This is a genomic window from Streptomyces sp. NPDC102467 (assembly GCF_044765445.1).
Classification (GTDB): Bacteria; Actinomycetota; Actinomycetes; order Streptomycetales; family Streptomycetaceae; genus Streptomyces.
This window is the reverse complement of sequence record NZ_JBIWKA010000004.1, coordinates 1-21,992: the sequence shown is the minus strand read 5'-3', so window position 1 is coordinate 21,992 and position 21,992 is coordinate 1. Positions and strand designations below refer to the sequence as shown.

At 72.9% G+C, this 21,992-nt stretch carries 17 protein-coding genes; 10 read left to right on the top strand and 7 right to left on the bottom strand.

What is annotated here, in order from left to right; genetic code table 11:
- Positions 1 to 132: 132 nt before the first annotated feature.
- From ACIREE_RS08655 to ACIREE_RS08640, 4 genes are all read right to left on the bottom strand, one after another.
- The gene (locus ACIREE_RS08655; protein ID WP_003977404.1) at positions 133 to 507 is read right to left on the bottom strand and encodes an RNA polymerase-binding protein RbpA; all 375 of its coding nucleotides are present in this window, start codon (positions 505 to 507) and stop codon (positions 133 to 135) included.
- Positions 508 to 762: 255 nt separating this feature from the next.
- Positions 763 to 2,118, bottom strand: coding sequence for an MFS transporter (locus ACIREE_RS08650; protein WP_404148269.1), 1,356 nt, complete (start codon positions 2,116 to 2,118; stop codon positions 763 to 765).
- Between the two features lie 46 nt (positions 2,119 to 2,164).
- Entirely contained in the window at positions 2,165 to 2,932 is a 768-nt protein-coding gene (locus ACIREE_RS08645) for a glycerophosphodiester phosphodiesterase (protein WP_404148266.1), read from the bottom strand.
- Positions 2,929 to 3,612 (bottom strand): YitT family protein, encoded by a 684-nt coding sequence (locus ACIREE_RS08640; RefSeq protein ID WP_404148263.1) that lies wholly within the window; start codon positions 3,610 to 3,612, stop codon positions 2,929 to 2,931. The genes ACIREE_RS08645 and ACIREE_RS08640 overlap by 4 nt, the downstream gene beginning before the upstream one ends.
- Before the next feature lie 177 nt (positions 3,613 to 3,789).
- Here ACIREE_RS08640 and ACIREE_RS08635 point away from each other — a divergent pair, with 177 nt between their 5' ends.
- Positions 3,790 to 5,289 carry a PLP-dependent aminotransferase family protein gene (locus ACIREE_RS08635; RefSeq protein ID WP_404148260.1) on the top strand — a complete coding sequence of 500 codons (1,500 nt, stop codon included), beginning with the start codon at positions 3,790 to 3,792 and terminating at the stop codon, positions 5,287 to 5,289.
- A gap of 103 nt (positions 5,290 to 5,392) precedes the next feature.
- Here ACIREE_RS08635 and ACIREE_RS08630 read toward each other — a convergent pair whose 3' ends face one another.
- Positions 5,393 to 7,054, bottom strand: a complete 1,662-nt coding sequence (locus ACIREE_RS08630) for a hypothetical protein (RefSeq protein ID WP_404148257.1) — start codon at positions 7,052 to 7,054, stop codon at positions 5,393 to 5,395.
- Positions 7,055 to 7,092: 38 nt separating this feature from the next.
- Complete coding sequence (locus ACIREE_RS08625) at positions 7,093 to 7,287, bottom strand: hypothetical protein (protein WP_018534760.1); 195 nt, start codon at positions 7,285 to 7,287, stop codon at positions 7,093 to 7,095.
- 279 nt (positions 7,288 to 7,566) lie between these two features.
- Between ACIREE_RS08625 and ACIREE_RS08620 the strand changes: the two genes are divergently transcribed.
- From ACIREE_RS08620 to ACIREE_RS08580, 9 genes are all read left to right on the top strand, one after another.
- The gene (locus ACIREE_RS08620) at positions 7,567 to 7,959 is read left to right on the top strand and encodes an ankyrin repeat domain-containing protein (RefSeq protein ID WP_404148254.1); all 393 of its coding nucleotides are present in this window, start codon (positions 7,567 to 7,569) and stop codon (positions 7,957 to 7,959) included.
- Between the two features lie 279 nt (positions 7,960 to 8,238).
- Positions 8,239 to 9,651 carry a HEAT repeat domain-containing protein gene (locus ACIREE_RS08615; protein WP_404148251.1) on the top strand — a complete coding sequence of 471 codons (1,413 nt, stop codon included), beginning with the start codon at positions 8,239 to 8,241 and terminating at the stop codon, positions 9,649 to 9,651.
- 161 nt (positions 9,652 to 9,812) lie between these two features.
- On the top strand, positions 9,813 to 10,937 hold the full coding sequence (locus ACIREE_RS08610; protein WP_404148249.1) for a glycosyltransferase family 4 protein: 1,125 nt from the start codon (positions 9,813 to 9,815) through the stop codon (positions 10,935 to 10,937).
- A complete protein-coding gene (locus tag ACIREE_RS08605; RefSeq protein ID WP_404148246.1) occupies positions 10,937 to 12,178 on the top strand; it encodes a glycosyltransferase in 1,242 nt (413 codons plus the stop codon). Before ACIREE_RS08610 ends, ACIREE_RS08605 begins: the two co-directional genes overlap by 1 nt.
- Positions 12,175 to 13,035, top strand: a complete 861-nt coding sequence (locus ACIREE_RS08600) for an SGNH/GDSL hydrolase family protein (RefSeq protein WP_404148244.1) — start codon at positions 12,175 to 12,177, stop codon at positions 13,033 to 13,035. The genes ACIREE_RS08605 and ACIREE_RS08600 overlap by 4 nt, the downstream gene beginning before the upstream one ends.
- Positions 13,036 to 13,145: 110 nt before the next feature.
- Positions 13,146 to 13,844, top strand: a complete 699-nt coding sequence (locus ACIREE_RS08595) for a GntR family transcriptional regulator (RefSeq protein WP_404148241.1) — start codon at positions 13,146 to 13,148, stop codon at positions 13,842 to 13,844.
- Between the two features lie 69 nt (positions 13,845 to 13,913).
- Positions 13,914 to 15,440 (top strand): hypothetical protein, encoded by a 1,527-nt coding sequence (locus tag ACIREE_RS08590; protein WP_404148239.1) that lies wholly within the window; start codon positions 13,914 to 13,916, stop codon positions 15,438 to 15,440.
- A gap of 57 nt (positions 15,441 to 15,497) precedes the next feature.
- Positions 15,498 to 16,403 (top strand): hypothetical protein, encoded by a 906-nt coding sequence (locus tag ACIREE_RS08585; protein ID WP_404148236.1) that lies wholly within the window; start codon positions 15,498 to 15,500, stop codon positions 16,401 to 16,403.
- Positions 16,404 to 16,466: 63 nt separating this feature from the next.
- On the top strand, positions 16,467 to 21,086 hold the full coding sequence (locus tag ACIREE_RS08580) for a hypothetical protein (protein ID WP_404148233.1): 4,620 nt from the start codon (positions 16,467 to 16,469) through the stop codon (positions 21,084 to 21,086).
- 237 nt (positions 21,087 to 21,323) lie between these two features.
- Here ACIREE_RS08580 and ACIREE_RS08575 read toward each other — a convergent pair.
- Positions 21,324 to 21,992 (bottom strand): IS4 family transposase (locus ACIREE_RS08575; protein ID WP_404148231.1); only part of this gene is annotated, 669 nt, incomplete at its 5' end.

Here is a 21,992-nt window from a genome sequence, read left to right as displayed (position 1 = left end):
CACCCCCCCCCGCGAATCTTGCGGTCCTTCGAACTCGTCGGTGTGCGCGAAGATTTCTTCACGGGGGGGGGGCGCCACACCGTTTTGGGGCCCCCCCCACAGCCGTTCTCTCATGCTGCCGAGCTCCGAGGGTCAGGCCGACTTGCGGCTGTCCCTCGGGTGGACCGCGATGTTCATCGCGCCCGAACGCAGGACGGCCAAGCGCTCCTCGAGGACCTCTTCGAGCTCCTCGCGGGTGCGCCGCTCCATCAGCATGTCCCAGTGCGTACGGGCCGGCTTCGCCTTCTTCTCCTCAGGGCCGTCACCGTCCACGAGGAGTGCCTGGGCCCCGCAGACCTTGCACTCCCACTCCGGCGGAATTTCGGCCTCCACCGAGAAGGGCATCTCAAAGCGATGTCCCTTCTCGCATGCGTACTCCACGGCCTGGCGCGGAGCCAAGTCGATACCGCGGTCCGTCTCATAGCTCGTCACTACGAGGCGTGTGCCGCGAAGAGCTCGCTCACTCATGAATCGTGCCTCCCGGGCTTGTCGCCCACAGGACAGGTGTCGCTGTCGTCGTCATCCGGTCAACGTCCGGTCGGCGGTAAAGATTCCCGTTCCGGGCCATGCGTCGCCGTCGTAGCCGCCCCTTGTTGTACCCACCGGCGCCCGGTTTGTCACATCTGACGCCAGATGTCACCTAGCGTTTTGTATTCTTGACGTGCAGTAACGGTACGCCTGAGCAGGCCAACCGCGTACACTACCGGCCTTTGCCTTCAGGTGCTAAATCCGGGTCGGTACGGGGTTCCCCGCGTCGCGCACCGCCTGCCGCACCGGAACCCGGGCGAGCAGGACAAAACCGATCAGGAAGAACACCACCAGGGACACGATCGCGTCCCGGTAGCTCCCGGTCAGCTGGTACGCGAGCCCGAACACCAGGGGCCCCAACCAGCTCATGCCCCGGTCGCTCATCTCGTACGCGGAGAAATACTCCGCCTCCTTCCCGGCCGGCACGAGATGCGAGAACAGTGACCGTGACAGCGCCTGGGTACCCCCGAGGACGAGGCCGATGCCGACCGCAAGAGCGAAGAACCAATTCGGTGAGCCCGTCGGCAGGAAGAAGCCGGCCCCGATCGTCACCGCCCAGGCCACGAGGGAACCCAGGATCGTGCGCTTGGCGCCGTAGGCGCGGGCCAGCCGGCCCATGGCGAGGGCTCCGACCACGGCCAGGATCTGCACGAGCAGCACCGCCATGATGAGCGCCGACTGGTCCAGGCGCAGTTCCTCGGAGCCGTAGACGGACGCTTGCGAGATCACCGTCTGCACGCCGTCGTTGTAGACGAGGTAGGCGAGAAGGAAGGAGAGCGTCAGCGGATAGCGGCGCATGTCCTTCACGGTGGCCACGAAGTGGCGCAGGCCCGGCGCCGCGGCGCCCGGTGTGTGCGTCGAGCGCCGGTCGCGCAGACGGCGTAGGGGCACCACGGTGAACGCACCCCACCACACGCCCGCCGACGCCAGACAGATCCGCACCGCTGTCGACTCCGAGACACCGAAGGTGTCGTGGGATGTGTACAGCCACAGGTTCGCCAGGAGTACGAGGGCCCCCGACGCGTAACCGAAGGCCCAGCCGCGCGAGGAGACCGCGTCGCGCTCCTCCACAGGGGCGATCTGCGGCAAGTAGGAGTTGTAGAGCACCATCGAGACGGCCAGCGAGGAATTCGCGACTACAAGAAGCGCGCCGCCGAGCAGATAGCGCTCGCCGTCCAGGAAGAACATGCCTGCCGTCGCAGCGGCGCCCACATAAGCGGCCATCGCGAGCAGCGGCTTCTTGCGGCCCGTGCGGTCGGCGGCCGCTCCCGCGAGCGGCATCACGAAGAGCGAAAGAATCACCGACAGCGAGACCGTGTACGCGAAGAAGGAACCCGCGCGGACCGGTATGCCGAGGGGGTGCACGAAGCCGTCCGCGTCGGCCGCCGCCTTCGCGACCGAGGTGAGGTAGGGGCCGAGGAAGACCGTCAGGACACTCGTCGAATAGACCGAACAAGCCCAGTCGTAGAAGTACCAGCCGCGCTGCTCGCGCTTGCGGTCGGCGAGGGCGGTCGCCCCGGTCGCCGTCTCCGGCGCGGTGTCGGTGCTCACCCGTGTCCCCTTGTGTTCCCCGTGATGCGGCGCTGCGAGTCGGCCCTCAGGCCCAGGCGCCCCTGTCCTTGAGGACGTCGCGCAGCGTCTCGATGTGATCGGAAACTATGCCATCGACCCCGAGGTCGAGAAGTCGTCGCATCTCGGCCTCGTCATTGACCGTCCAGACGTGGACCTGCACTCCGCGCGCGTGGGCGGCCCGGACGAAGCGGCGGTCGACGACCCGGATCCCGGACCGTGCCACGGGGACCTGGGCGCACACGGCGGAGCGGCGCAGCGCGGCCGGCACCCCGTACGACCTGAGGCGCAGCCCGAGTACGCCCTTGGTGCCGTACGACGTGGCGAGGCGCGGGCCCGCGAGTGCCTGGGCCCGGGCGACGCGCGCTTCCGAGAACGAGCCGACGCAGACGCGGTCCCACGCGCGCGTGCGGCGGATCAGATCGAGGAGGGGGAGCAGCGCGGGCTCCGCCTTGACGTCCACGTTCCAGCGCACGTCGGGAAAGGCCTCCAGCAACTCCTCGAAGAGCGGCACCGGTTCACTGCCCGCCACGCGCGCGCGGCGTACGTCGTCCCAGGGGAGAGCGGCGATGAGTCCGCTGCCGTCCGTGATCCGGTCGAGCGTCGCGTCATGGAACGCGACGAGCTTCCCGTCGGCCGTGGCGTGCACGTCCGTCTCGATGTAGCGGTAGCCGAGGTCGACCGCGCGGCGGAACGCGGCGACGGTGTTCTCCAGGCCGCTCGCCGCCCCGCCCCTATGGGCGAGGGCGATCGGCCCCGGATGGTCGAGATACGGGTGGCGTACGTGCTCGGTCACCGACGCAGTATCGCCCGCCGCGGTGACGCACCGGCGACCGCGGTCGAGCCGGCGGGCGGCGCGGGGACGGCAAAGACGCGCAGGAAGAACTGGGCGAGCGGCCCGATGGCGAGGGCGTACAGGACCGTGCCCGCGCCGATCGTGCCGCCCAGCAGGAATCCGGTGGCCACGACCGCGATCTCGATGGCCGTGCGCATCAGGCGCAGGGAGCGGCCGGTGCGTCGGTGCAGGCCGGTCATGAGGCCGTCGCGCGGGCCGGGGCCGAACCTCGCCGCGATGTAGAGGCCCGTCGCGATCCCGTTGAGCAGGATCGCGGCGGCCATCAACGGAATGCGCGCCCCGTAGGCGTGCACGTCCGGGACGACGGCCAGGGTGCCGTCCATGGCGAGCCCGACGACGAAGACGTTCGAGACCGTGCCGAGGCCGGGCCGCTGGCGCAGCGGGATCCACAGGAGGAGCACGATCGCGCCCACGATGATCGACACGACGCCGATGGAGATGCCCGTGAGCTCGGCGAGCCCCTGGTGCAGCACGCCCCACGGTTCCAGGCCGAGCCCGGCCTCCACGAGAAGCGCCGAACTGGCGCCGTACAGGGCGAGGCCCACGTAGAGCTGGACGAGCCGGCGGAGAGTGGAGTCGCCGGACGGGGTGGACGTGGACGTGGACGGCGACGCGGACAACGGGTGCCCCCAAGGTGGAGTGGTAGGTGCAGTTGGTAGGTGTGGTGGTGGAGGGAGAGCGGGCGGAGAGTGAGCGGAGTGGCGGGTGGAGTGGTGGAGGTGGACTGCCACATGACACTCTGTGGCTCGGAAACAAGCGCCAACCATGGCCAATTCCGGGAAGGTGGACTGGTCTGCATGGCCCAGTGGACTTCGGCGATCGGTTCGACCCAGCTCGCCCGGCTGCTCACCTCGCAGCAAGCACGACCCGCAGGGGCCGGCACCCGCCGCCCGCCCGCCTACCGCGCCCTCGCCGACGGCATCCGGCTGCTCGTCCTGGAAGGCCGCGTCCCGGTCGCCACCAGACTTCCCGCCGAACGCGAACTGGCGCAGGCACTCTCGGTGAGCCGCACCACGGTCGCCGCGGCCTACGAGGCCCTGCGCGGCGAAGGTTTCCTCGAGTCCCGCCGGGGGGCGGGCAGTTGGACCGCGGTCCCCGCGGGCAACCCGCTCCCGGCGCGTGGCCTCGAACCCCTGCCGCCCGAAGCGCTCGGCTCGATGATCGACCTCGGCACGGCGGCCCTGCCCGCCCCCGAACCCTGGCTGACCCGCGCCGTCCAGGGCGCCCTCGAGGAGCTTCCGCCGTACGCCCACACGCACGGCGACTACCCGGCGGGCCTGCCCGCACTGCGAGCGATGATCGCCGAGCGCTACACCGCGCACGGGATCCCCACCATGCCCGAGCAGATCATGGTCACGACCGGCGCGATGGGCGCCATCGACGCGATCTGCCACCTCTTTGCGGGCCGCGGCGAACGCGTCGCCGTCGAGTCGCCCAGCTATGCCAACATCCTCCAGCTGATGCGCGAGGCGGGGCTGCGGCTCGTCCCCGTCGCCATGGCCGACGGCTTGGCCGGCTGGGACCTCGACCGCTGGCGGCAGGTCCTGCGTGACGCCGCGCCCCGGCTCGCGTACGTCGTCGCCGACTTCCACAATCCGACCGGCGCCCTCGCCGACGAGGAGCAGCGCCGTTCGCTGGTCGACGCCGCGCGCTCGGCCGGCACCGTGCTGGTCGTCGACGAGACCATGACCGAGCTGCACTTCGACCCGGACCACGCGATGCCGCGCCGGGTCTGCGCGTTCGACCCCGCGGGCTCCACCGTGGTCACCGTCGGCTCGGCGAGCAAGGCGTTCTGGGCGGGGATGCGGATCGGCTGGGTGCGGGCCGCTCCGGATGTGATCCGCAGTCTGGTCGCCGCGCGCGCCTACGCGGATCTGGGCACGCCGGTCCTTGAACAGCTGGCCGTGAACTGGCTGCTGAGCACCGGCGGCTGGGAGGAGGCCGTGCAGCTGCGCAGGGAGCAGGCCCTGGAGAACCGGGACGCGCTGGTCGCGGCGGTGCGCCGCGAGCTGCCCGACTGGGAGTTCGCCGTGCCCGACGGCGGCCTGACCCTGTGGGTGAAGGCGGGCGGCCTGTCGGGCTCACGGCTGGCCGAGATCGGCGAGCGGGTGGGGGTGCGGGTGCCGTCGGGTCCGCGCTTCGGCGTCGACGGCGCCTTCGAGGGCTATGTGCGGCTGCCGTTCACCGTGGGCGGCGCGGTGGCCGACGAGGCGGCGGCGCGGCTCGCAGCGGCGGCCCGGCTCGTGGGCACGAGGCAGGGTGCGGGCGGGGACGGGCCGCGCACCCTGATCGCCTGACGGCCACCACCGTTACCGCTGTCGTTGCGCCTGTCGCCTGTCGTTGCCCCTGTCGCCTGTCGCCTGTCGCCTGTCGCCTGTCGCGGTCGACGGCTGCCGCCGCCTACCGTTCGGCCAGCGCCTCGGCCTCGTCCGGGATCGCCTCGACGGCCGGAGCGTCAGAACCATCAGGGACCTCAGGTACATCAGGTACCTCAGCGGTGTCGGCGGCGCCGGCGACATCGGTGATGCCAGGTGTGTCGGTGGCGTCGGCGGGCGTGGCGCGGTCCGGCAACAGGGCGACGACCGCCTGCCGATGCGCCTCGCTCGTCGCGTCGTCGTGCGGGTCGGGCGTCGCCGGTACCTGGAGGCGGTGGACCCGCCCGGTGCCCAGCCGGGCGTAGCCGCGGCCCGGCGGGACCTCGGAGGTGGGCGTCGTCGGGGGCAGGATGCCGAGGACGTCCTGCAATTCCCCGGGCGTGGCCGGACCGAGCACCACGCGCGCGCGGGTGTGCTGGCGGACCGGCTCGATGAGGGCGTCGAGGCTGTCGAACTGTTCCGCCACGACGACCGTCACGCCCGCCGCGCGCCCGTGCCGCAGCGGGACCTGCAGCAGGGTCTGCGGGTCGGTGCGGCCGTCGGCCGCCGCGAGGTGCCCCAGGGTGCTCGGCCGGTCGAGCAGCACCCACAGGGGCCGCTTGATGTCGTCCGGCGTCGGGTGCCCGGCCTGCCGCGCCCGGTTCGCCGAGATCAGCCGCCGCTCGGTCTCGTGCGCGGCCCATTCGAGACTGGCCAGGGCCCCGGCGAGCCCGCACTCCACGGCGAGGACCCCGGCCCGCCCGACCAGGCACGCGTAGTCGCCGGTCCCGCTGCCCTCGACGACGAGGACATCGCCGTGCTGCAGGGCCTGGAGCGCGATCGAGCGCATCAGGGAGGTCGTGCCGCTGCCGGGCTGGCCGACGATCAGCAGATGCGGCTCGGTGGAACGGATGCCGGTGCGCCACACCACGGGCGGCACGTCCCGCCGCTCCTCGCCGTCCATCACCGGCAGTGTGCGCTGCACGCCGGTCTCGTCGGTGAAGCCGAGCACCGTCTCGCCGGGGGACGTGACGAAACGCTGGGCCGCGATGTCGGTGGGCAGCGGGTCGAGGACCGTCACGGTCAGGTGGTTGTCCTCCTCGTCCCACCCGAAGTGGTATTCGCGGCCCCGGCCGAGCTTGGCGTTGAGCAGCTGCTCGATGCGGGCGCGGGACTCGGCCTCCCCGTCGGTGAAGTAGGCGGGGTAGCGGATCGAGAGCCGCTCGAAACGGCCGTCGCCGTCGAAGTCGTAGGTCTCGAACGCCTTGTCCCATTCGCCGCCGTGGGCATACAGGGGACTGGGGTCCTCGGCGACGGAGAAGTACGGGACGAGCGCTTCGTAGAGCGAGGACAGCCGCTGGACCTGCGACTCGTCGGGGCCGGTCGGCGCCGCCTGCTTGGGGTCGCGCCCCTTCCATGCGGCCGCCGCCATCAGGGAGATGAGCGCCAGCAGCGGCCCGTACGGAAGGAACGCCATGACCAGGATCACGGCGGCCACCAGGAAGAGGAGCGGTCCGCGCCGGTCCTTCGGGGTGTCCACGAACTTGCGCCGTCCGGCGGCTGCCAGCCGGTGCAGGCCACGGGTGATCGTGATCAGGGGGTGGAGAACGTCGGTGGCGCCGTCGGCGGCCGTCCGTGCCATTTCCCGGCTCCGGGCGATCGAGGCGCTGCCGTTGCTCAGAATGCGGGGGAGAGGGCGCCTGGCCACGTCGGTCTCCTGAGGGTTATGTGCGGGTGGGTGAGCCGTCAGAACTTGATCCCGCCGAGCAGGCTGGCGAGGCTCGCGCCGCCCGCCTTGATGCTCGGGGCGATGGCCGTGCCCGCCAGGTAGAAGCCGAAGAGGGCGCATACCAGCGCGTGCGAGGCCTTCAGGCCGTCCTTGCGGAAGAACAAGAAGACGATGATGCCGAGCAGCACGACGCCCGAGATGGACAGGATCATGAGGGTTCTCCTGGGTGAGGGGACAGTCACCATGAGTTCTTCCAGGCTCACAGCATGTATCTATACGACAAAAGGTGCAAATGGGTGGAATGCTATTGATTTCACCCGTTCGGCAGGCGGCCCACGAGCTGTCGGGCAGGCCGCCGGGTGACCGTCCGCACTGTTGGTGATCTTTGCCTCGGCGGGGTCGGGTCATGTACCCCGGTGGGCAGTACTCTGTCGATTCACTCGTACGGCCGCACGGCCGTACCAGCACGTATGCGAAAGGCGGTCCGGCCGATGAGCGAAGCCCCCGACCCGGAGGTCGTGGAGCTGGCCACCAAGATCTTCGACCTCGCCCGCCGGGGCGAGAGCGAGGCGCTCGTGGGGTATGTGGACGCGGGTGTTCCGGCCAACCTCACGAACGACCGTGGCGACACGCTTGTCATGTTGGCCGCGTACCACGGGCGCGCGGACGCGGTGCGCGGGCTGCTGGCGCGCGGGGCCGACGCCAACCGCGCCAACGACAAGGGGCAGACGCCGCTCGCGGGTGCTGTCTTCAAGGGCGAGGAAGGCGTGATCCGTGCGCTGCTCGACGGGGGCGCCGATCCGGCCGCGGGGACGCCGTCGGCTGTCGACACGGCCCGGATGTTCGGCAAGACGGAGCTCGTAGAGCTCTTCGGAGCTTCTTGACGCACCGGTTCTGACCAGGCAAAACGGGGGTACTGGAAATGTGGTCGCGGCGGGCAGAACCGCTGGGTCATGATGACGGCGTGCTTTACGGACGCGACGGTGGGGCAGCTGGTGCCCACGTGCCGCGCGGGCCGTGAACGGCCCGTTTCGGGCCTTGGACGAGAGGCAGAGAGATGGTCTACAGCAAGCAAGAGACGGCGGGCGCTCCGACGTGTTGTCGCGTGGCCAGGTAGTCACAGGTTCCCGGTTGCGTCGACGCTTGATGTGAGGCTGTTTCCCATGTTCGAACCGGTCATAGCGCCCAGCGGTACGCTGCTCGGCCTGCTGCAGCGAGGCCGCGGCGACGGCACGCTGCACGCGCTGACGGCTCCGCGGGACGAGGCGCTCGCGGCTCTCAATCACTGTGTGCTGAGCGACCCCCGCCACGACTGGCAGGTGGAGAACCGCTCGCTCTACTACGCCCGCCTCTATCTCGACCTCCACGGCGAGCTCGGGGAGATCGAGCACCACCTCTTCGACCCCGACGATCTCGTCGATACCGAGGAGTCCCGTACCGGGCTCGCGCTCGCGGTCCTCGGCCACCTCGCCTCGTACGGCAGGCGGGACGCCCTCGAGCTGCTGCGCAGGTACGCGGCCTTCGGCGGCAACTGGGCCTGGGCCCTGGACGAGCTGGCCCTGCGCGACGACGACGCGGGCCTGCGCGCCCTCGCCGAGCCGGTCCTCGCCCGATTCCCCGCCCAGGACGAGGCCGATCTCGCCGCGGCGGTCCGTGACGCCTTCGAGCCGCGGCCCTGGCGGCTGTGGGCCGAGGACCCGCGTCCCCAGGTGGGGGCACGCGTGCGTGCCGCCCAGGAAGCCGGGTCGTTCGACCGCTGGCAGCGGCAGATGAACCCAGCGGGCCCGCGTCCCGAGTGGAGCGTGCAGGCCGTCTTCAACTGGGCGCAGGAAGGCTTCGAACGCGGAGCCGTCCTGTACGTGCCCGCCGCCCGCTGTCTGACCGCGGTCGCCGGACCCGAGGACCGCGCCCAGATCGTGCGGGCCGCGCAGGACGGCACCGACGGGGCGCGCTGCACCGCGCTGCGCTACCTCGCCGACACCCACGACCCCGACGTGCTGGACCTCGTCGAGGCCGCCGTGGAGTCACCCTCGCGCCTGGTGGTGGACGCCGCACTCGACTCCTTCGAGCGCATGCGCGGCCCCGCCACCGTGGAGCGCGCCCGCCGCTGGGCCCCACGGCCCGACGCGCTCGGCGCAGCCGCCGGCCGTATGCTCGCCTGCCGGGGCGGCGCCCAGGACAGCGAGCTCGTTCTGTGGGCCCTACGCGAAGCGGTGCGCGGTGACGGCCCCGACGCGCCCACCCTGTGGCCGCTCGTCGACGGAACGGGACGGCTCGGCATCGCCTGCGCCGCCCCCGTCCTGCGCCACATCTACCGCGAGACGGCCTCGTCCCACCTGCGCGGGCGCGCCGCCCGCGCCCTCGCCGTCACCGACCCCTCCTTCGCCGCCGGGTTCGCCGTCGAGTGCCTGTGGGACTGCGAGGAATCCACCCGCGAGGTCGCCGCACGGCACGCCGAGACCGGCGACGCCCGCGTCGTCGACCAGCTGCGCCGCCTCGCCGCCGACCCGGCCGAGGAGGCCGAGGTGCAGACCGCCGTCCGCGCCCGGATCGGACCCGACGCGACGGCCCTGTGACCGGCTGATGTACGGGAGGCGGCCCGCCGAGCGCCGGTCGCCTCCCGCCGTTTCCCCCGGTTGCCCGCTGTTTCCCCGGGCGGTTCAACGCTCACGGGACGTTCCTCGCCAGGAAAGATCCACGTTGACGTGGGCACGTCCGGCGTGGCGACAACATCGGTATGCGTGTCGTCATCGTGACCGAGTCCTTCCCGCCCGACATCAACGGTGTGGCGCACTGCGCCCTGCAGACCGCACGGCATCTCGCCGCTCGCGGTCACGAACCCCTCGTCGTCGCCCCGGCCACCGCCGCCGGACCCGAGGCGGACGCGGGCGCACCCTGCCCCGTGATCCGTGTGCCGTCCCTGCCGCTGCCCGGCTACCCGCAGGTCCGGGTCGCGCTGCCCAGCCGCCGCGTCGACCGGGCCGTGGCCGAGCACCGGGCCCACGTCGTCCACCTGGCAGGCCCGTTCGTACTCGGGGTGCGCGGCATGGCGGCCGCGACCCGCCACGGCGTCCCCGCCGTCGCCGTCTACCAGACCGACCTGGCCGGCTACGCCCGTACGTACCTGGGGGCGGGCGAGGCCGCGGCCTGGCGGCGGATCCGCAGCGTGCACACCGCCGCCGACCGGACGCTCGCCCCCTCCAGCGCCGCACAGCTCGATCTTGAGGCGCACGGAGTGCCCAGGGTCCGGCTGTGGCCGCGCGGGGTGGACGGTGACCGCTTCCGTCCCGAGCGGCGCGACGCGCTGCTGCGCGCGCGGCTCGCGCCCGGCGGGGAACTGCTCGTCGGCTACGTGGGGCGGCTCGCACCCGAGAAACACGTCGAGCTGCTGGCACGGGCCTGCGGGCTGCCCGGGGTGCGGGTCGTCGTCGTGGGGGACGGGCCGAGCGAGACGTCGCTGCGCGGCGCGCTGCCCGGCGCCGTGTTCCTCGGCCGGCGTACCGGGGACGAACTCGCCCGGATCTTCGCCTCGTTGGACGTCTTCGTGCACACGGGGCCGTTCGAGACGTTCTGCCAGACCGTGCAGGAGGCCATGGCCGGCGGGGTGCCGGTGATCGCCCCGGCCGTCGGCGGACCGCTCGACCTCGTCGCGCACGGCAGGACCGGGCTGCTCGTGCCGCCCGGCGATCCGGACGCCGTGCGCGACGCCGTGTGGTCACTGGCCGCCGACCCCGCGCTGCGCGCCGCCTACGGGGCCGCGGGCCGCGCGGCCGTGGCAGGGCGTACCTGGGAGGCCGTCGGGGACCAACTCGTCGAGCACTATGCCGAAGTGCTGCGCGCGCGGACGGCGGTGGCGGCCTGATGCCCATCTCGAGCGGCAAGAGCGAGAGCCTGCGGATCGTACGGCTCGCGAACTTCGTGGCGCCCGCGTCCGGCGGACTGCGCACCGCGCTGCGGGAGCTGGGAGCCGGCTACCGGGCGGCTGGGCACGAACCCGTGCTGATCGTGCCCGGCGACCGTTTCTCGGACGTCGACCAGGCGCAAGGCCGCGTCCTTACGTTGCCGGGGGCGCCGCTGCCGGGCACCGGCGGATACCGTGTGCTGACCGAACGCCGTCGGCTGACACGGCTGTTGGAGGAGCTGAGGCCCGACCGCCTGGAGGTCTCCGACCGGACGACCCTGCGCTGGACCGGCGAGTGGGCGCGGCGTGCCCGGGTGCCCGCCGTGATGGTCTCCCACGAGACCGCGCACGGGGTGCTGCGCACCTGGGGCATGCCCGAAGCGGCCGCACGGCGGGCCGCCGACGTGCTCAACTCCCGCACCGCGCACGCCTACGCGCGCGTGGTGTGCACCACGGAGTGGGCCGAGCGCGAGTTCGTGCGCATCGGTGCGCGCAACGTCGTCCGGGCACCCCTCGGTGTCGACCTCGCCCGTTTCAGGCCCGGGGCCGCGCATAGAGGCGTAGGGGAGCGGTACGCGCGCGGGGGTGCAGGGAGCGCAGAGGGTTCTGTCGGTTCGAGGGCAGGCTCTGAGGTACTGCTCGTCATGTGCACGCGGCTGTCCGTGGAGAAACGGCCGGGCACCGGCCTCGACGCCGTGGCGGAACTGCGCCGTCAAGGCGTGCCCGCACGGCTCGTGGTCGCCGGGGGAGGGCCGTTGCGGGGCCGCCTCGAACAGCGCGCGCGGGCCCGCCGGTTGCCGGTCGACTTCCTCGGGCACGTGGCCGACCGGGACGCGCTCGCCGCGCTGCAGGCCGCGGCCGACGTGTGCCTGGCGCCGGGGCCCGCCGAGACGTTCGGGCTCGCCGTGCTGGAGGCGCTGGCCTGCGGCACGCCGGTCGTCGTCAGCGCCTCCTCGGCGCTGCCGGAGGTCGTGGGGGCCGCGGGCGCTGTGGCGGGCGACAGCGGACCGGCGTTCGCAGCCGCCGTGCGGGAGGTGCTGGCGCGGCCCGTGAGGCGGCGCGCGGAGGCCGCACGCGCGCGTGCGGAGTGCTTCGGGTGGGGCGCCGCCGTGGAGGCCTTCCTCGCGGCTCACGACGCGACGGTGCGGACGCCGGTGGGGCTGCGCGAACCGGACGCGGCATCTCAACCGGACGCGGCATGAAAGCGCTCAGGTTCGCCGCGCTCGGCGACTCCCTCACCGAGGGGATCGGTGATCCGGTCGACGGCGGCCTACGGGGCTGGGCCGCGCTGCTCGCCGCCGGGCTCGCGCTCCCCGAAGAGCCGGTCGAGTTCCGCAACTTCGCGGTGAGCGGGGCGCAGACGGCCGACGTGCGCCGACGCCAGCTGCCCGGTGCGCTCGCCTTCGGGCCCGATGTCGTGTCCGTCGTCGTCGGCGTCAACGACACGCTGCGCCGCACGTTCGACATCCACGCCGTGGCCGCGCACCTCGACGCCGTGTACGGGGCGTTCGCCGAGCGGGGCGCGGTCGTGCTCACCGCGTGCCTGCCCGACCCCGGCGCCATGCTGGGCCTGCCCGGGGCCCTGGCCCGTCCGCTGGCGCGGCGGCAGCACGCGGTCAACTCCGTGGTCCACGCCCTGTCGAAACGGCACGGAGCCGTCCATCTGCATGCCGCCGACGGCGACTGGGTGGCCGACCGTGCCATGTGGAGCGTGGACCGGCTGCATCCGGGGGAGCGGGGGCACCGGCTGTTCGCCGCCCGCTTCCATACGTTGCTGGCCGCGTCCGGAATGCCCCGCGGCCCGGCCCCCGACGTCGAGCCGGAGCGGCCCGCGCCGAGCCGCTCGGCCGGCTTCTGGTGGCTGGCCACCGCGGGCACCGGATGGGTGGCCCGGCGCTGCACCGACCTGCTGCCGCAGCTCGTGGCGCTGGCCGCCGACGAGGTACGGCACGGACTGCGCGGCACCAGCGCCCGGCTCGACCTGCGCGCGTCGGCCGGCGTGGCCGCCGCGCTGTCGGCGCTGACGGCCTCCCCAGACGTCTCTCGGGCCACTTCCTAGAGAACCCGGTGCTGTTCGTCGCGGGTACCTGAAAGCCAAGGTAGAGGATCGTTGAACGATCCCTCGATACCCATGTTGTTTCGTTCCTACATCTACGCTTGAATTCGGCCGTGGCCACGGAAGAACTGAACGCACTCGCCGACGACCGCGCGCTGCTGGGGCGAACCAGCACCGCCGAGCGCGTCGCGGACATCCTCAGGAGCCGGATCGCGGAAGGCTTCTTTCCGCCGGGCACGCGTCTTTCGGAGGACAGCATCGGGGGCGCCCTCGGTGTCTCGCGCAACACTCTGCGCGAGGCCTTCCGGCTGCTCACCCATGAGCGGCTGCTCGAGCACCGGCTCAACCGCGGTGTCTTCGTACGCGTCCTGAGCGTCGACGACGTCGAGGACATCTACCGGATCCGGCGCATGATCGAGTGTGCCGTGGTGCGCTCCCTCGGCGAACCCCCGTACGCCCTCGACCGGGTCGCGGCCGCCGTCGCCGACGGGCAGCGCGCCGCCAAGGCTCGCGAGTGGAAGGGCGTCTCGACCGCCAACATCCACTTCCACCGGGAGCTCGTCGCCCTCGCGCGCAGCGAGCGCACCGACGAACTGATGCGCAGCGTCCTCGCCGAACTGCGCCTCGCCTTCCACGTCGTGGACGATCCGCGCGGTCTCCACGAGCCGTACCTCGCCCGCAATCTGCGGATCGTCGAGACGCTCCGGGAGGGGCGCCCCGACGCGGCCGAGACGCTCCTCGCCGAGTACCTCGACGACTCTCGCGACGGGCTCGTCGAGGTGTACGGCCAGCGGGTCCCCACGGACCTGTAGCCGCCCGGTGCCACCGTCGCATCTGCGTCGTTTCGACCGTTGTCAGACCCAGCGCCTAGTCTGTGCTCCGTGACTTCGCCTGCCACCACGGAATCCGTTCCGCCCCAGCTCAGCGCGGGGCCGCGCCCCGCACCGGGGCCGGCCGCCGACGAAGGGCTCGCGCGGCGGCTTCGCGCGCTCGCCTGCACCGCGCCGCTGCACGACCTCGACGTGCGCAAGGCCAACCTCGCGGGCGAGTACTCGACGTACGGCATGGCCGAGGTGGCGCTCTCCGCGATCGACCTCGTCACGCTGAACATGGACTTCGACACGGGCGCCGACCACGAGCAGATAGTGGCCCGTCTGGTGCCGCGGATCGCCGCGCAGGCCCCGCAGCGGCCCACCGCCGAGCACGAGCGCGTCGCCCGCTGGGTCCTGGAGAACCTGATCAACGTCGGCACCGTGGACCGCGGATTTCGCGCCGTGTACGGCACATTCGCGACGGACGGCTCCTATGTGCGGCGCGACTACGACTTCAAGCTGATCGAGGAAGTCCCGGGCTACGGCGGCAGTGTCTATCTCCGCACGACCGACGAAGCCGTCAATGTGCTCGTCGGTGCCCTCGACACCGACGTCACCAGCGCGCAGATCGCCGCCGAGGTGAAGCTCGAGGTACTGATCAGCCGCGGCCGGCTCGCGGACGCCCAGCTCGCCGCCGAGCAGGCCAGGTACCGGACCGTGCAGTACTCGGAGACCCTGCGCAGGGCGCTGGACGCGACACGGCGCAATGTGCGCGCTGTCGACTGGCTGAAGGCCGTGCCCGACATGATCGCCGAGGCGCTCGACCACGTCGCGGACCGCTACCGCCACGAGAACGCGATCCTGACGAACATCCGCAAGGCCCGCGACGAATCCGAGGATCCGGAGCAGAAGCGCCGCGCCGCCGAGCTCGTCGACATCGTCAAGGACTGCATCAGGCGCCACACCCAGCTGCAGTCCCGCCTTCTCGAAGCAGGTCCCCTGTTCCGCGCCGAGCAGGACCGGCAGGCCTTCGCGACGCCTTCCGCGCGGGTGGGCCTCGACCTGTACGGGCAGCTCGTCGCCCCCCTGCTCCCGCTGCCGGTGGAGAGCGCGCGCAAGGTGACCGACGCGTTCTTCGCGCGTGGCACCGGACTGCGTACCCCCGTCTCCGTACGCGTGGGCGACCTCGTCGACATCCTGCTGACCCCGCCGCTGGAGCGGGAACACCTCGGCGCCGAGATGCCCGAGCCCGACCTCATCGCCACCCCGGACGACAGCCGCTTCAGCGAACAGCAACTGGCGAGCGCCAAGGAGTTGCTCGACCTGCCCGCGGACGCCCCGCGCCGGCTCTCCGGGCTGCTCGCCGAAGCGCGTCGGCGCGACACCGAACTGCCGTACCTGGTCGCCCTGTTGGCGGTCCACGCGGCGAGCCCGCCCGTGGGCACCGCCTACCGTCAGGGCGAGGGCAAGCTGCTGTTCGCCGTGGACGACGGCACCGAGCTCGACGACGAGGAGTTCGGCGGCGCCGACCTCATCGTGGGCACGGCGCTGCTCGACACGGTCGGCATGGCGGCCGGCCGGACGGAGGCCGCGTGACGTACGGGAAAATGATCGCCGCATGACCTGCCGAGAAATGACCAAGGAGCACCGCCCGTGACCGAGCACCCCGAAGAGCACGACGAGTGGGGCGAGCCCGAGGCCGCCGGCTCGGGCTCGGGCTCGGTGAGGACCGCGGCGCCGGTCACACCCGCCGACGCCGCCGACGCGGCCCGGCTCGTCGCCTTCGGCCTGCAGCCCAAGCTGGGCCCCTCCCGCGACCAGGAGTACAGCGAACTGCTGCGCCGCTACCGCGAGGACCCGGCGTTCGCGCGGCTCGCCGACGCCGTCGCCACCGGGCTCGGCCTCGTCGTCCTGGAGGTGTCCCCGCGCGCGGGGATGGCCGTGACCGCCGCGGAGGACTCCGTCTTCGCCGTCCGCATGGGCGACTACGCACGCCGCACCGCCGCCGAGTCCACGGACCGGTTCCTGCACGGCCTCGCGCATCTCGCGGTCGCCGCGCTCGCCTTCCCCCGCCCCGAGGACCTCGCCGACGACGGCTACATCGGCCGCGTCAGTGTCAACGGCGTGGACGCCTTCGTCCGCCAGGCCTGCCGCAAGCTGGAGGAGCGGGCCGACGAGCAGGGCGAGAACACCGACCCGGCCACCGACGCCCCGGGGCTCGAGGCGGCCTGGCGGATCTGGTCCCGGCGCAGCTCCACCGGCGCCACCAAGGACGCGCGCCGCCTCGCGGGCTCGACGACCGGCATCATCGCCAAGGCCGTCGCGTTCCTGACGGACTCGGGGTTCCTGCAGAGAACCGGCGACGACGGCGGTGGCACGTACCGCACCACCGCCCGCTACCAGTTGCAGGTCCGCGACATGGCCGGCACCGCGGCCATGGCCGAACTCCTGGACCTCGGCGTGGTGTCCGTGACCGACGGATCCGCGAGCCTGGTGCCGCCGATGGACGAGGACGCGGTCGAACTCGCCGCCGGCGCGGGCCTGCCGTTCCACTCCTGACCGCCTACCGAACGCCGGTCCGTATCTACCACGACCTACTACGACCTACCACGAGAGTCCGCCATGTACGAGCTGTCCCGGGTCCGCCTCTACTCCATCGGACCTGCTGGTGCGCGCTATGCCGACACCGTGCTCGACCTGCGGGGCGTCGGCGCGCCCGTGCCCGATCCCGCGCCCACCCAGGCGGAGTTCTTCGCGGACGAGCCCGTCGGGCCGCCGCGCCGCCCGGCGCCGGCCGGCGTGCTCTTCCTGGAGAACGGCGGCGGCAAGTCGGTCCTGCTCAAGCTGATCTTCTCCGTGATGCTGCCCGGCCACCGCAACACGCTGGGTGGTGCCAGCTCCGGCGTGCTGCGCAAATTCCTCCTCGCCGACGACTGCGGACATGTCGCCCTGGAATGGCAGCACACGCTCACCGGCGAGTGCGTCGTCGTCGGCAAGGCCAGCGAGTGGCGCGGCCGCCAGGTCTCCAACGACCCGCGGAAGTTCGCGGAGGCCTGGTACTCGTTCCGGCCCGGCCCCGGACTCAGCCTCGACTCGCTGCCTGTCGCCGAGTCCACGGCCGTACGGCCCATCGTCGAGGGCGCCTCCAACGCGCAGGGGCGGCGCCGCACCATGAAGGGCTTCCGGGACGCGCTGACCGAGGCGGGCAAGGCGTACCCGCACCTCGAAGTGCACTGGGAAGAGATCCACGACCGATGGATCGAGCACCTCGGTGACCTCGGACTCGACCCCGAACTCTTCCGCTACCAGCGGGAGATGAACGCCGACGAGGGCGAGGCCGCCGGCCTCTTCGCGGTCAAGAAGGACTCCGACTTCACCGATCTGCTGTTGCGCGCCGTCACGGACACCCGCGACACCGACGGCCTCGCCGACCTGGTCAGCGGCTTCGGGAACAAGCTGGGTCGGCGCGCCGAGCTGATCGCCGAGCGCGACTTCACCGCAGGCTCCGTCGACCTGCTCACCCGCATCGTCGAGGCCGCCGACACCCGCTCACGCACGCGTGACGTCCACGCCGCCGCCGAGCGCCGCACCCGGGCGCTCGCCCGGCGGCTCTCCGCCCGCGCCGCCGTCGAGCGCGGCCGCGCCGGAGACCTCGCCCAGCAGGTCACCGCCGCCGCGCACACCGTCACCGAAGCCGAGTCCGCGCGCGAGCGCAGCGCCCTCATCGCGGCCGAACTGGCCTACCGGCACGCCTCGTTGGCTCTCGCCGGCGCCGAGAAGGCCGCCGCCGCGCAGAAACGCGAGCTTGCCGACGCCCGCACCCTGCACTCCGCCTGGCAGGCCGCCGAGGCCGTACTGCGCCACCGCGCCGCGTCCGACCGCTCCGCGCGCGTGGCCGCCGCCATCCGCGAAGCCGAGCGCGACGCCGCCCCCGCGCTCGCCGCCCGCGCCAAGGCCGCATCCGAACTCGTACGGGCCCTGCACGGCGCCGCAGAGAAGGCCGAGAGCCATGCGAACGAGGAGGAGGAGCGCTCCGCCGTCCTCCAAGAGGCGGGCGAGACCGCGCACCACGATGCGACCGTCGCCGCCACCGAGGCGCAGCGCGCCCGTAGCGAGCTCGGCCACCTGCGCCAGCGCCTCAGCGAGGTCGAGCAGGAGACCGCGGAGGCCGTCCGGGCGGGCTGGCTCGACGACAGCGCGCCCGACGCCGACCCGGCCCGCGCGGCGCTCGCCGCCAGCGACGCCGAGAAGACGGCCGTGGCCGCCTGGGACACCGCCCGCGAGGCCGCCCGCCGGGCCGGCGAGCATGCCCGCGAAGCCGCCGCCGTGGAGGCCCGCGCCGAGCTGACCGCGGCCCGCGCCGCCGACGCCGCGAGCGCGGCGGACCACGCCCACCAGGCCGAGGAGCGAGCCGCCGCGTCCCTGGCAGCCGAAGAGCGGCTGGCCGAACTGCTCGGCGTGAACGGCCCGTTGGGCACGAGTGCGCCCGTCGACGGGCCCCGCGCCACCGACGCCCCCCTCACCCCCGAGGATCTCGACCGCGCCGCCGACGACCTCACGACCCTCCTCGACGACTCCGTCGCCTCCGCCGAGCGGCAGCTGTTCGAACTGCGCACGGCCGCCGCCGACGACTCCCGCATCCTCGGCGCGCTCGGCGACGGCGGCCTGCTGCCGCCCGGCCCGGACGTGCTGGCCACCACCGAGTACCTCGGCGAGCACGGCATCCCCGCACTGCCCGGCTGGCGCTACCTCGCCCAGTCCGTCGACCCGGCCGACCACGCACGCGTGCTCGCCGCCCGCCCCGAGCTGGTCGACGGCGTCATCATCACCGACCCGGCCTCCCACGTCCGGGCCCGGGACGTCCTCGCGGGCGCCGCGCTGCTGCCGCGCTCCACCGTCGCCGTCGGTACCGCCGCCGCCCTGCTGGCCCCGACCCCGGCGGAGAACGCGTCGGACGAAAGCGTCTTTCTCGTACCGCCGAACCCGGCCATGCACGACGAGCACGCCGCCGACGAGGAGCGCCAGGCCCTGCGGGCCCGCGCCGCCCAGCGCGACGAGGGCATCCGTACCCTCGCCGGGCGCCTCGCCAAGGACCGCGAACTGGCCGCCCGGCTCAGCTCCTGGCGCTCCGGCTGCCCGGCCGGCCGCCTCGTCGAACTCGCCACGGCCGCACAGGAAGCCCGTACGTTCGCCGAGGAGGCCGAGACCGAACTGGCCGAGGCCCGTACCGTGCGCGCCGAAGCCGACGAGACCGCGGCCGAGGCGACCCGCGTGCGCGACGAGCGGCAGGAAGCGGCCCAGCGCGCCCGGCGCGCCGCCGACGCGCTCGCCGGTCTCGCCTACCGCCTGCGCGAGCGCGCCGCATGGCAGGCCCAGGTGCGCGAACTCGCCGACGAAGCCGTCGAGTCGGAGGCCCGCGCCCAGACCTGCCTGGACCACGCCCGCGCTGCCGACGAGGACCGGCGCGCCGCCCAGCGCTCCGCCGACGACACCCGCCGCACCGCCCGCGCACTGCGCGCCGAGCGCGCCGAGATCGCCGGCGCCCCCGACGACGTACCCGAAGGGGAAGCCCCCAAGGCGTCGCTGCCCGCCCTGCGCGAGGCCTACCGCGCCGCGTCCCAGCTGTACGAGAAGGTCGGCGTCGGCGCCGACCTGCGGGCCGAGCAGGCCCGCGCCGAGAGCGACGAGTCGGCCGCGCTCGCCGACCTGCACCGGCTCAGCAACAAGGTGCGCACCCGCGCCGCCGCCCTTCTCGAATCGCCCGACGGGGCCGACGGCCCGTCCCGGCAGGCCGCGGCCGCCCGCGCCGAGGAACACGTCCAGCTCCTGGAGACCCGCGCCTCCACGGCCAGCGAGCAGCTCGGCCGGCTGCGCGGCGAGGCCGAGCGGCACGCCCCCGAGGAAGGCGGCGTCCACACCGAACTGCCCGCCGACCTCGTCCCGGCCGACACCGAGCAGGCGGGCACCCTGCTGCGTACCGCCACCACCGAACTGGGCGCCCGCAGCGACGCGTTGACCATCGCCCGCGCCGCCCACGGCGAGCTCCTCGACGCCCACCGGACGGCCGAGGACGGCACCGGCGGCTTCGAGGAGACGGCAGCGCTCCTGCGCGACCTGCTGCGCGACCACGCGGACGGCGACGAACAGGAGGAGCGGGAGTCCTACCCGGGCACCCTGGAGGAGGCCCGCACCGCCGCGTCCGAGACCCGGCGCTCGCTGCGCGGCTGCGCCGCCGACCTGTCCGCCGCCGAGGCCGCCGTCCGCGAGGCGAGCGACATCCTCGTACGGCACGCGAACTCCACCCGCTACGAGCAGGTGCGCACCCCCGCGCGACAGCAGATCCGCGAGCTGCCCGCGTCGGCGCTGCCCGAGCACGCGCAGCGCTGGGCGGACGCGTTCGCGCCCCGACTGCGCGTCCTGACCGACGAGTTGGAGCAGCTGGAGCGCAATCGCGACTCGATCGTGGACCGGTTGCGCGGCCTCGTCGAGTCCTCGCTCGCCACGCTCCGCTCCGCTCAGCGCCTCTCCCGCCTCCCTGAAGGGCTCGGCGAGTGGTCGGGCCAGGAGTTCCTGCGGATCCGCTTCGAGGAGCCCGATCAGGCCACGCTCACCGAGCGGCTCGGCGAGGTCATCGACGACGCGACTCGCGCGGCCGTGAAGAAGAACTCCGACATGCGGCGCGACGGCATGACCCTGCTGCTGCGCGGGGTCGGCGCGGCCCTTGAGCCCAAGGGCGTCGCCGTCGAGATCCTCAAGCCGGACGCGGTGCTGCGCGCCGAGCGGGTCCCCGTCGGACAGATGGGCGACGTGTTCTCCGGCGGCCAGCTGCTCACGGCGGCGATCGCCCTGTACTGCACGATGGCCGCGCTGCGCTCGAACGACCGGGGCCGCGACAAGCACCGCCACGCGGGCACGCTCTTCCTCGACAACCCCATCGGCCGCGCCAACGCCACGTACCTCCTGGAACTCCAGCGTGCCGTGTCCGACGCGCTCGGCGTCCAACTCCTGTACACCACCGGCCTGTTCGACACGACGGCGCTCGCCGAGTTCCCGCTCGTGATCCGCCTGCGCAACGACGCGGACCTGCGCGCAGGGCTGAAGTACATCAGCGTGGAGGAGCACCTGCGCCCGGGGCTGCCGCAGCAGGACCCGAGTGGGGAGACGGTGCACGGCGAGATCACGGCGACCCGGATGTTCAAGCGACCCGCGGAGCCTGCCGAGACGGCCGGGCAGGATGCCTGAAGACAGGATCTAGGCGCAATGCTGTTGCTTTACGGGCTGGCGGGTTGGGGTCGTTGGATGCGGACGGCTTGAACGCCGGCGCGGGCGGGCTGGGGCCAGTTCTGGTGTTCAGCCCGTTTGAGCCGGTAGTTGGACATCTTGCGTTTGACCGCGCGGGGCTGGCTGCGCAGGCGTCTGACCGGCAGGAGCCGCTCCAGCAGGTCGTGTTCGAGCAGGACCAGCGCTCTGACCAGGAGGTCAGGGGGAAAATCGGCCCGGCGTGACGGTCACGCTGCGCCGGGCCGAACGCAGGGTCTCGGTGAAGGAGATCCGGTCCGGATCCAGGCCCCGGGTGGCGGCTGTTCTGAACATCAGCTCGCGCAGGGCCCGGTGGACCAGCAGATGGGCCCAGATCTGCTGCAGCACCCCGTCCGGGGTCTTGCTGCTGAGCACGATGCGGGCACCACGCTGGCGGGTCTTGAGCTCCGCGAGGACCGACTCGACCTCCCAGCGCTCCTGGTAGAGCGCGGCCAGCTGCCGGGCCGGGAAGCGACGGGCATCGAGCAGACTGGTCACCAGCCGGTAGCCGGCCACCGATCGGCCGGCGTGGTCGAGCCGGTAGGCCAGAACCCGGACGGTGACCGGATTCTTCTTCGCGGGGTCGGTCCCGGCGTGGATGCGGGACAGCCAGGATCCGTCCCGCAGCACCCGGTCGGCGGGCAGGACGCGGTTGGCGGGCACCCGCCACAACAGATCGGCGCCGGTGGCGGTGAAGGCCCGCCACAGTGGTACTCCGAGGAACTCGCGGTCGGCCAGGACCAGGTGGCCGGGCCCGCAGGAGCGGTGCAGGCGGCCGACCAGGGTGACTTCCCCGGTGCGGCAGCCGGCCAGCTCCGCGTCCAGCACCAGATGCGTGCCGGTCTCCAC

What these genes read in the sequence shown, in the direction of transcription:
- ACIREE_RS08655 (WP_003977404.1), bottom strand. Translation starts at nt 507, where the DNA reads ATGAGTGAGCGAGCTCTTCGCGGCACACGCCTCGTAGTGACGAGCTAT.
- ACIREE_RS08635 (WP_404148260.1), top strand. Translation starts at nt 3,790, where the DNA reads ATGGCCCAGTGGACTTCGGCGATCGGTTCGACCCAGCTCGCCCGGCTG.
- ACIREE_RS08625 (WP_018534760.1), bottom strand. Translation starts at nt 7,287, where the DNA reads ATGATCCTGTCCATCTCGGGCGTCGTGCTGCTCGGCATCATCGTCTTC.
- ACIREE_RS08620 (WP_404148254.1), top strand. Translation starts at nt 7,567, where the DNA reads ATGAGCGAAGCCCCCGACCCGGAGGTCGTGGAGCTGGCCACCAAGATC.
- ACIREE_RS08615 (WP_404148251.1), top strand. Translation starts at nt 8,239, where the DNA reads ATGTTCGAACCGGTCATAGCGCCCAGCGGTACGCTGCTCGGCCTGCTG.
- ACIREE_RS08610 (WP_404148249.1), top strand. Translation starts at nt 9,813, where the DNA reads ATGCGTGTCGTCATCGTGACCGAGTCCTTCCCGCCCGACATCAACGGT.
- ACIREE_RS08605 (WP_404148246.1), top strand. Translation starts at nt 10,937, where the DNA reads ATGCCCATCTCGAGCGGCAAGAGCGAGAGCCTGCGGATCGTACGGCTC.
- ACIREE_RS08600 (WP_404148244.1), top strand. Translation starts at nt 12,175, where the DNA reads ATGAAAGCGCTCAGGTTCGCCGCGCTCGGCGACTCCCTCACCGAGGGG.
- ACIREE_RS08580 (WP_404148233.1), top strand. Translation starts at nt 16,467, where the DNA reads ATGTACGAGCTGTCCCGGGTCCGCCTCTACTCCATCGGACCTGCTGGT.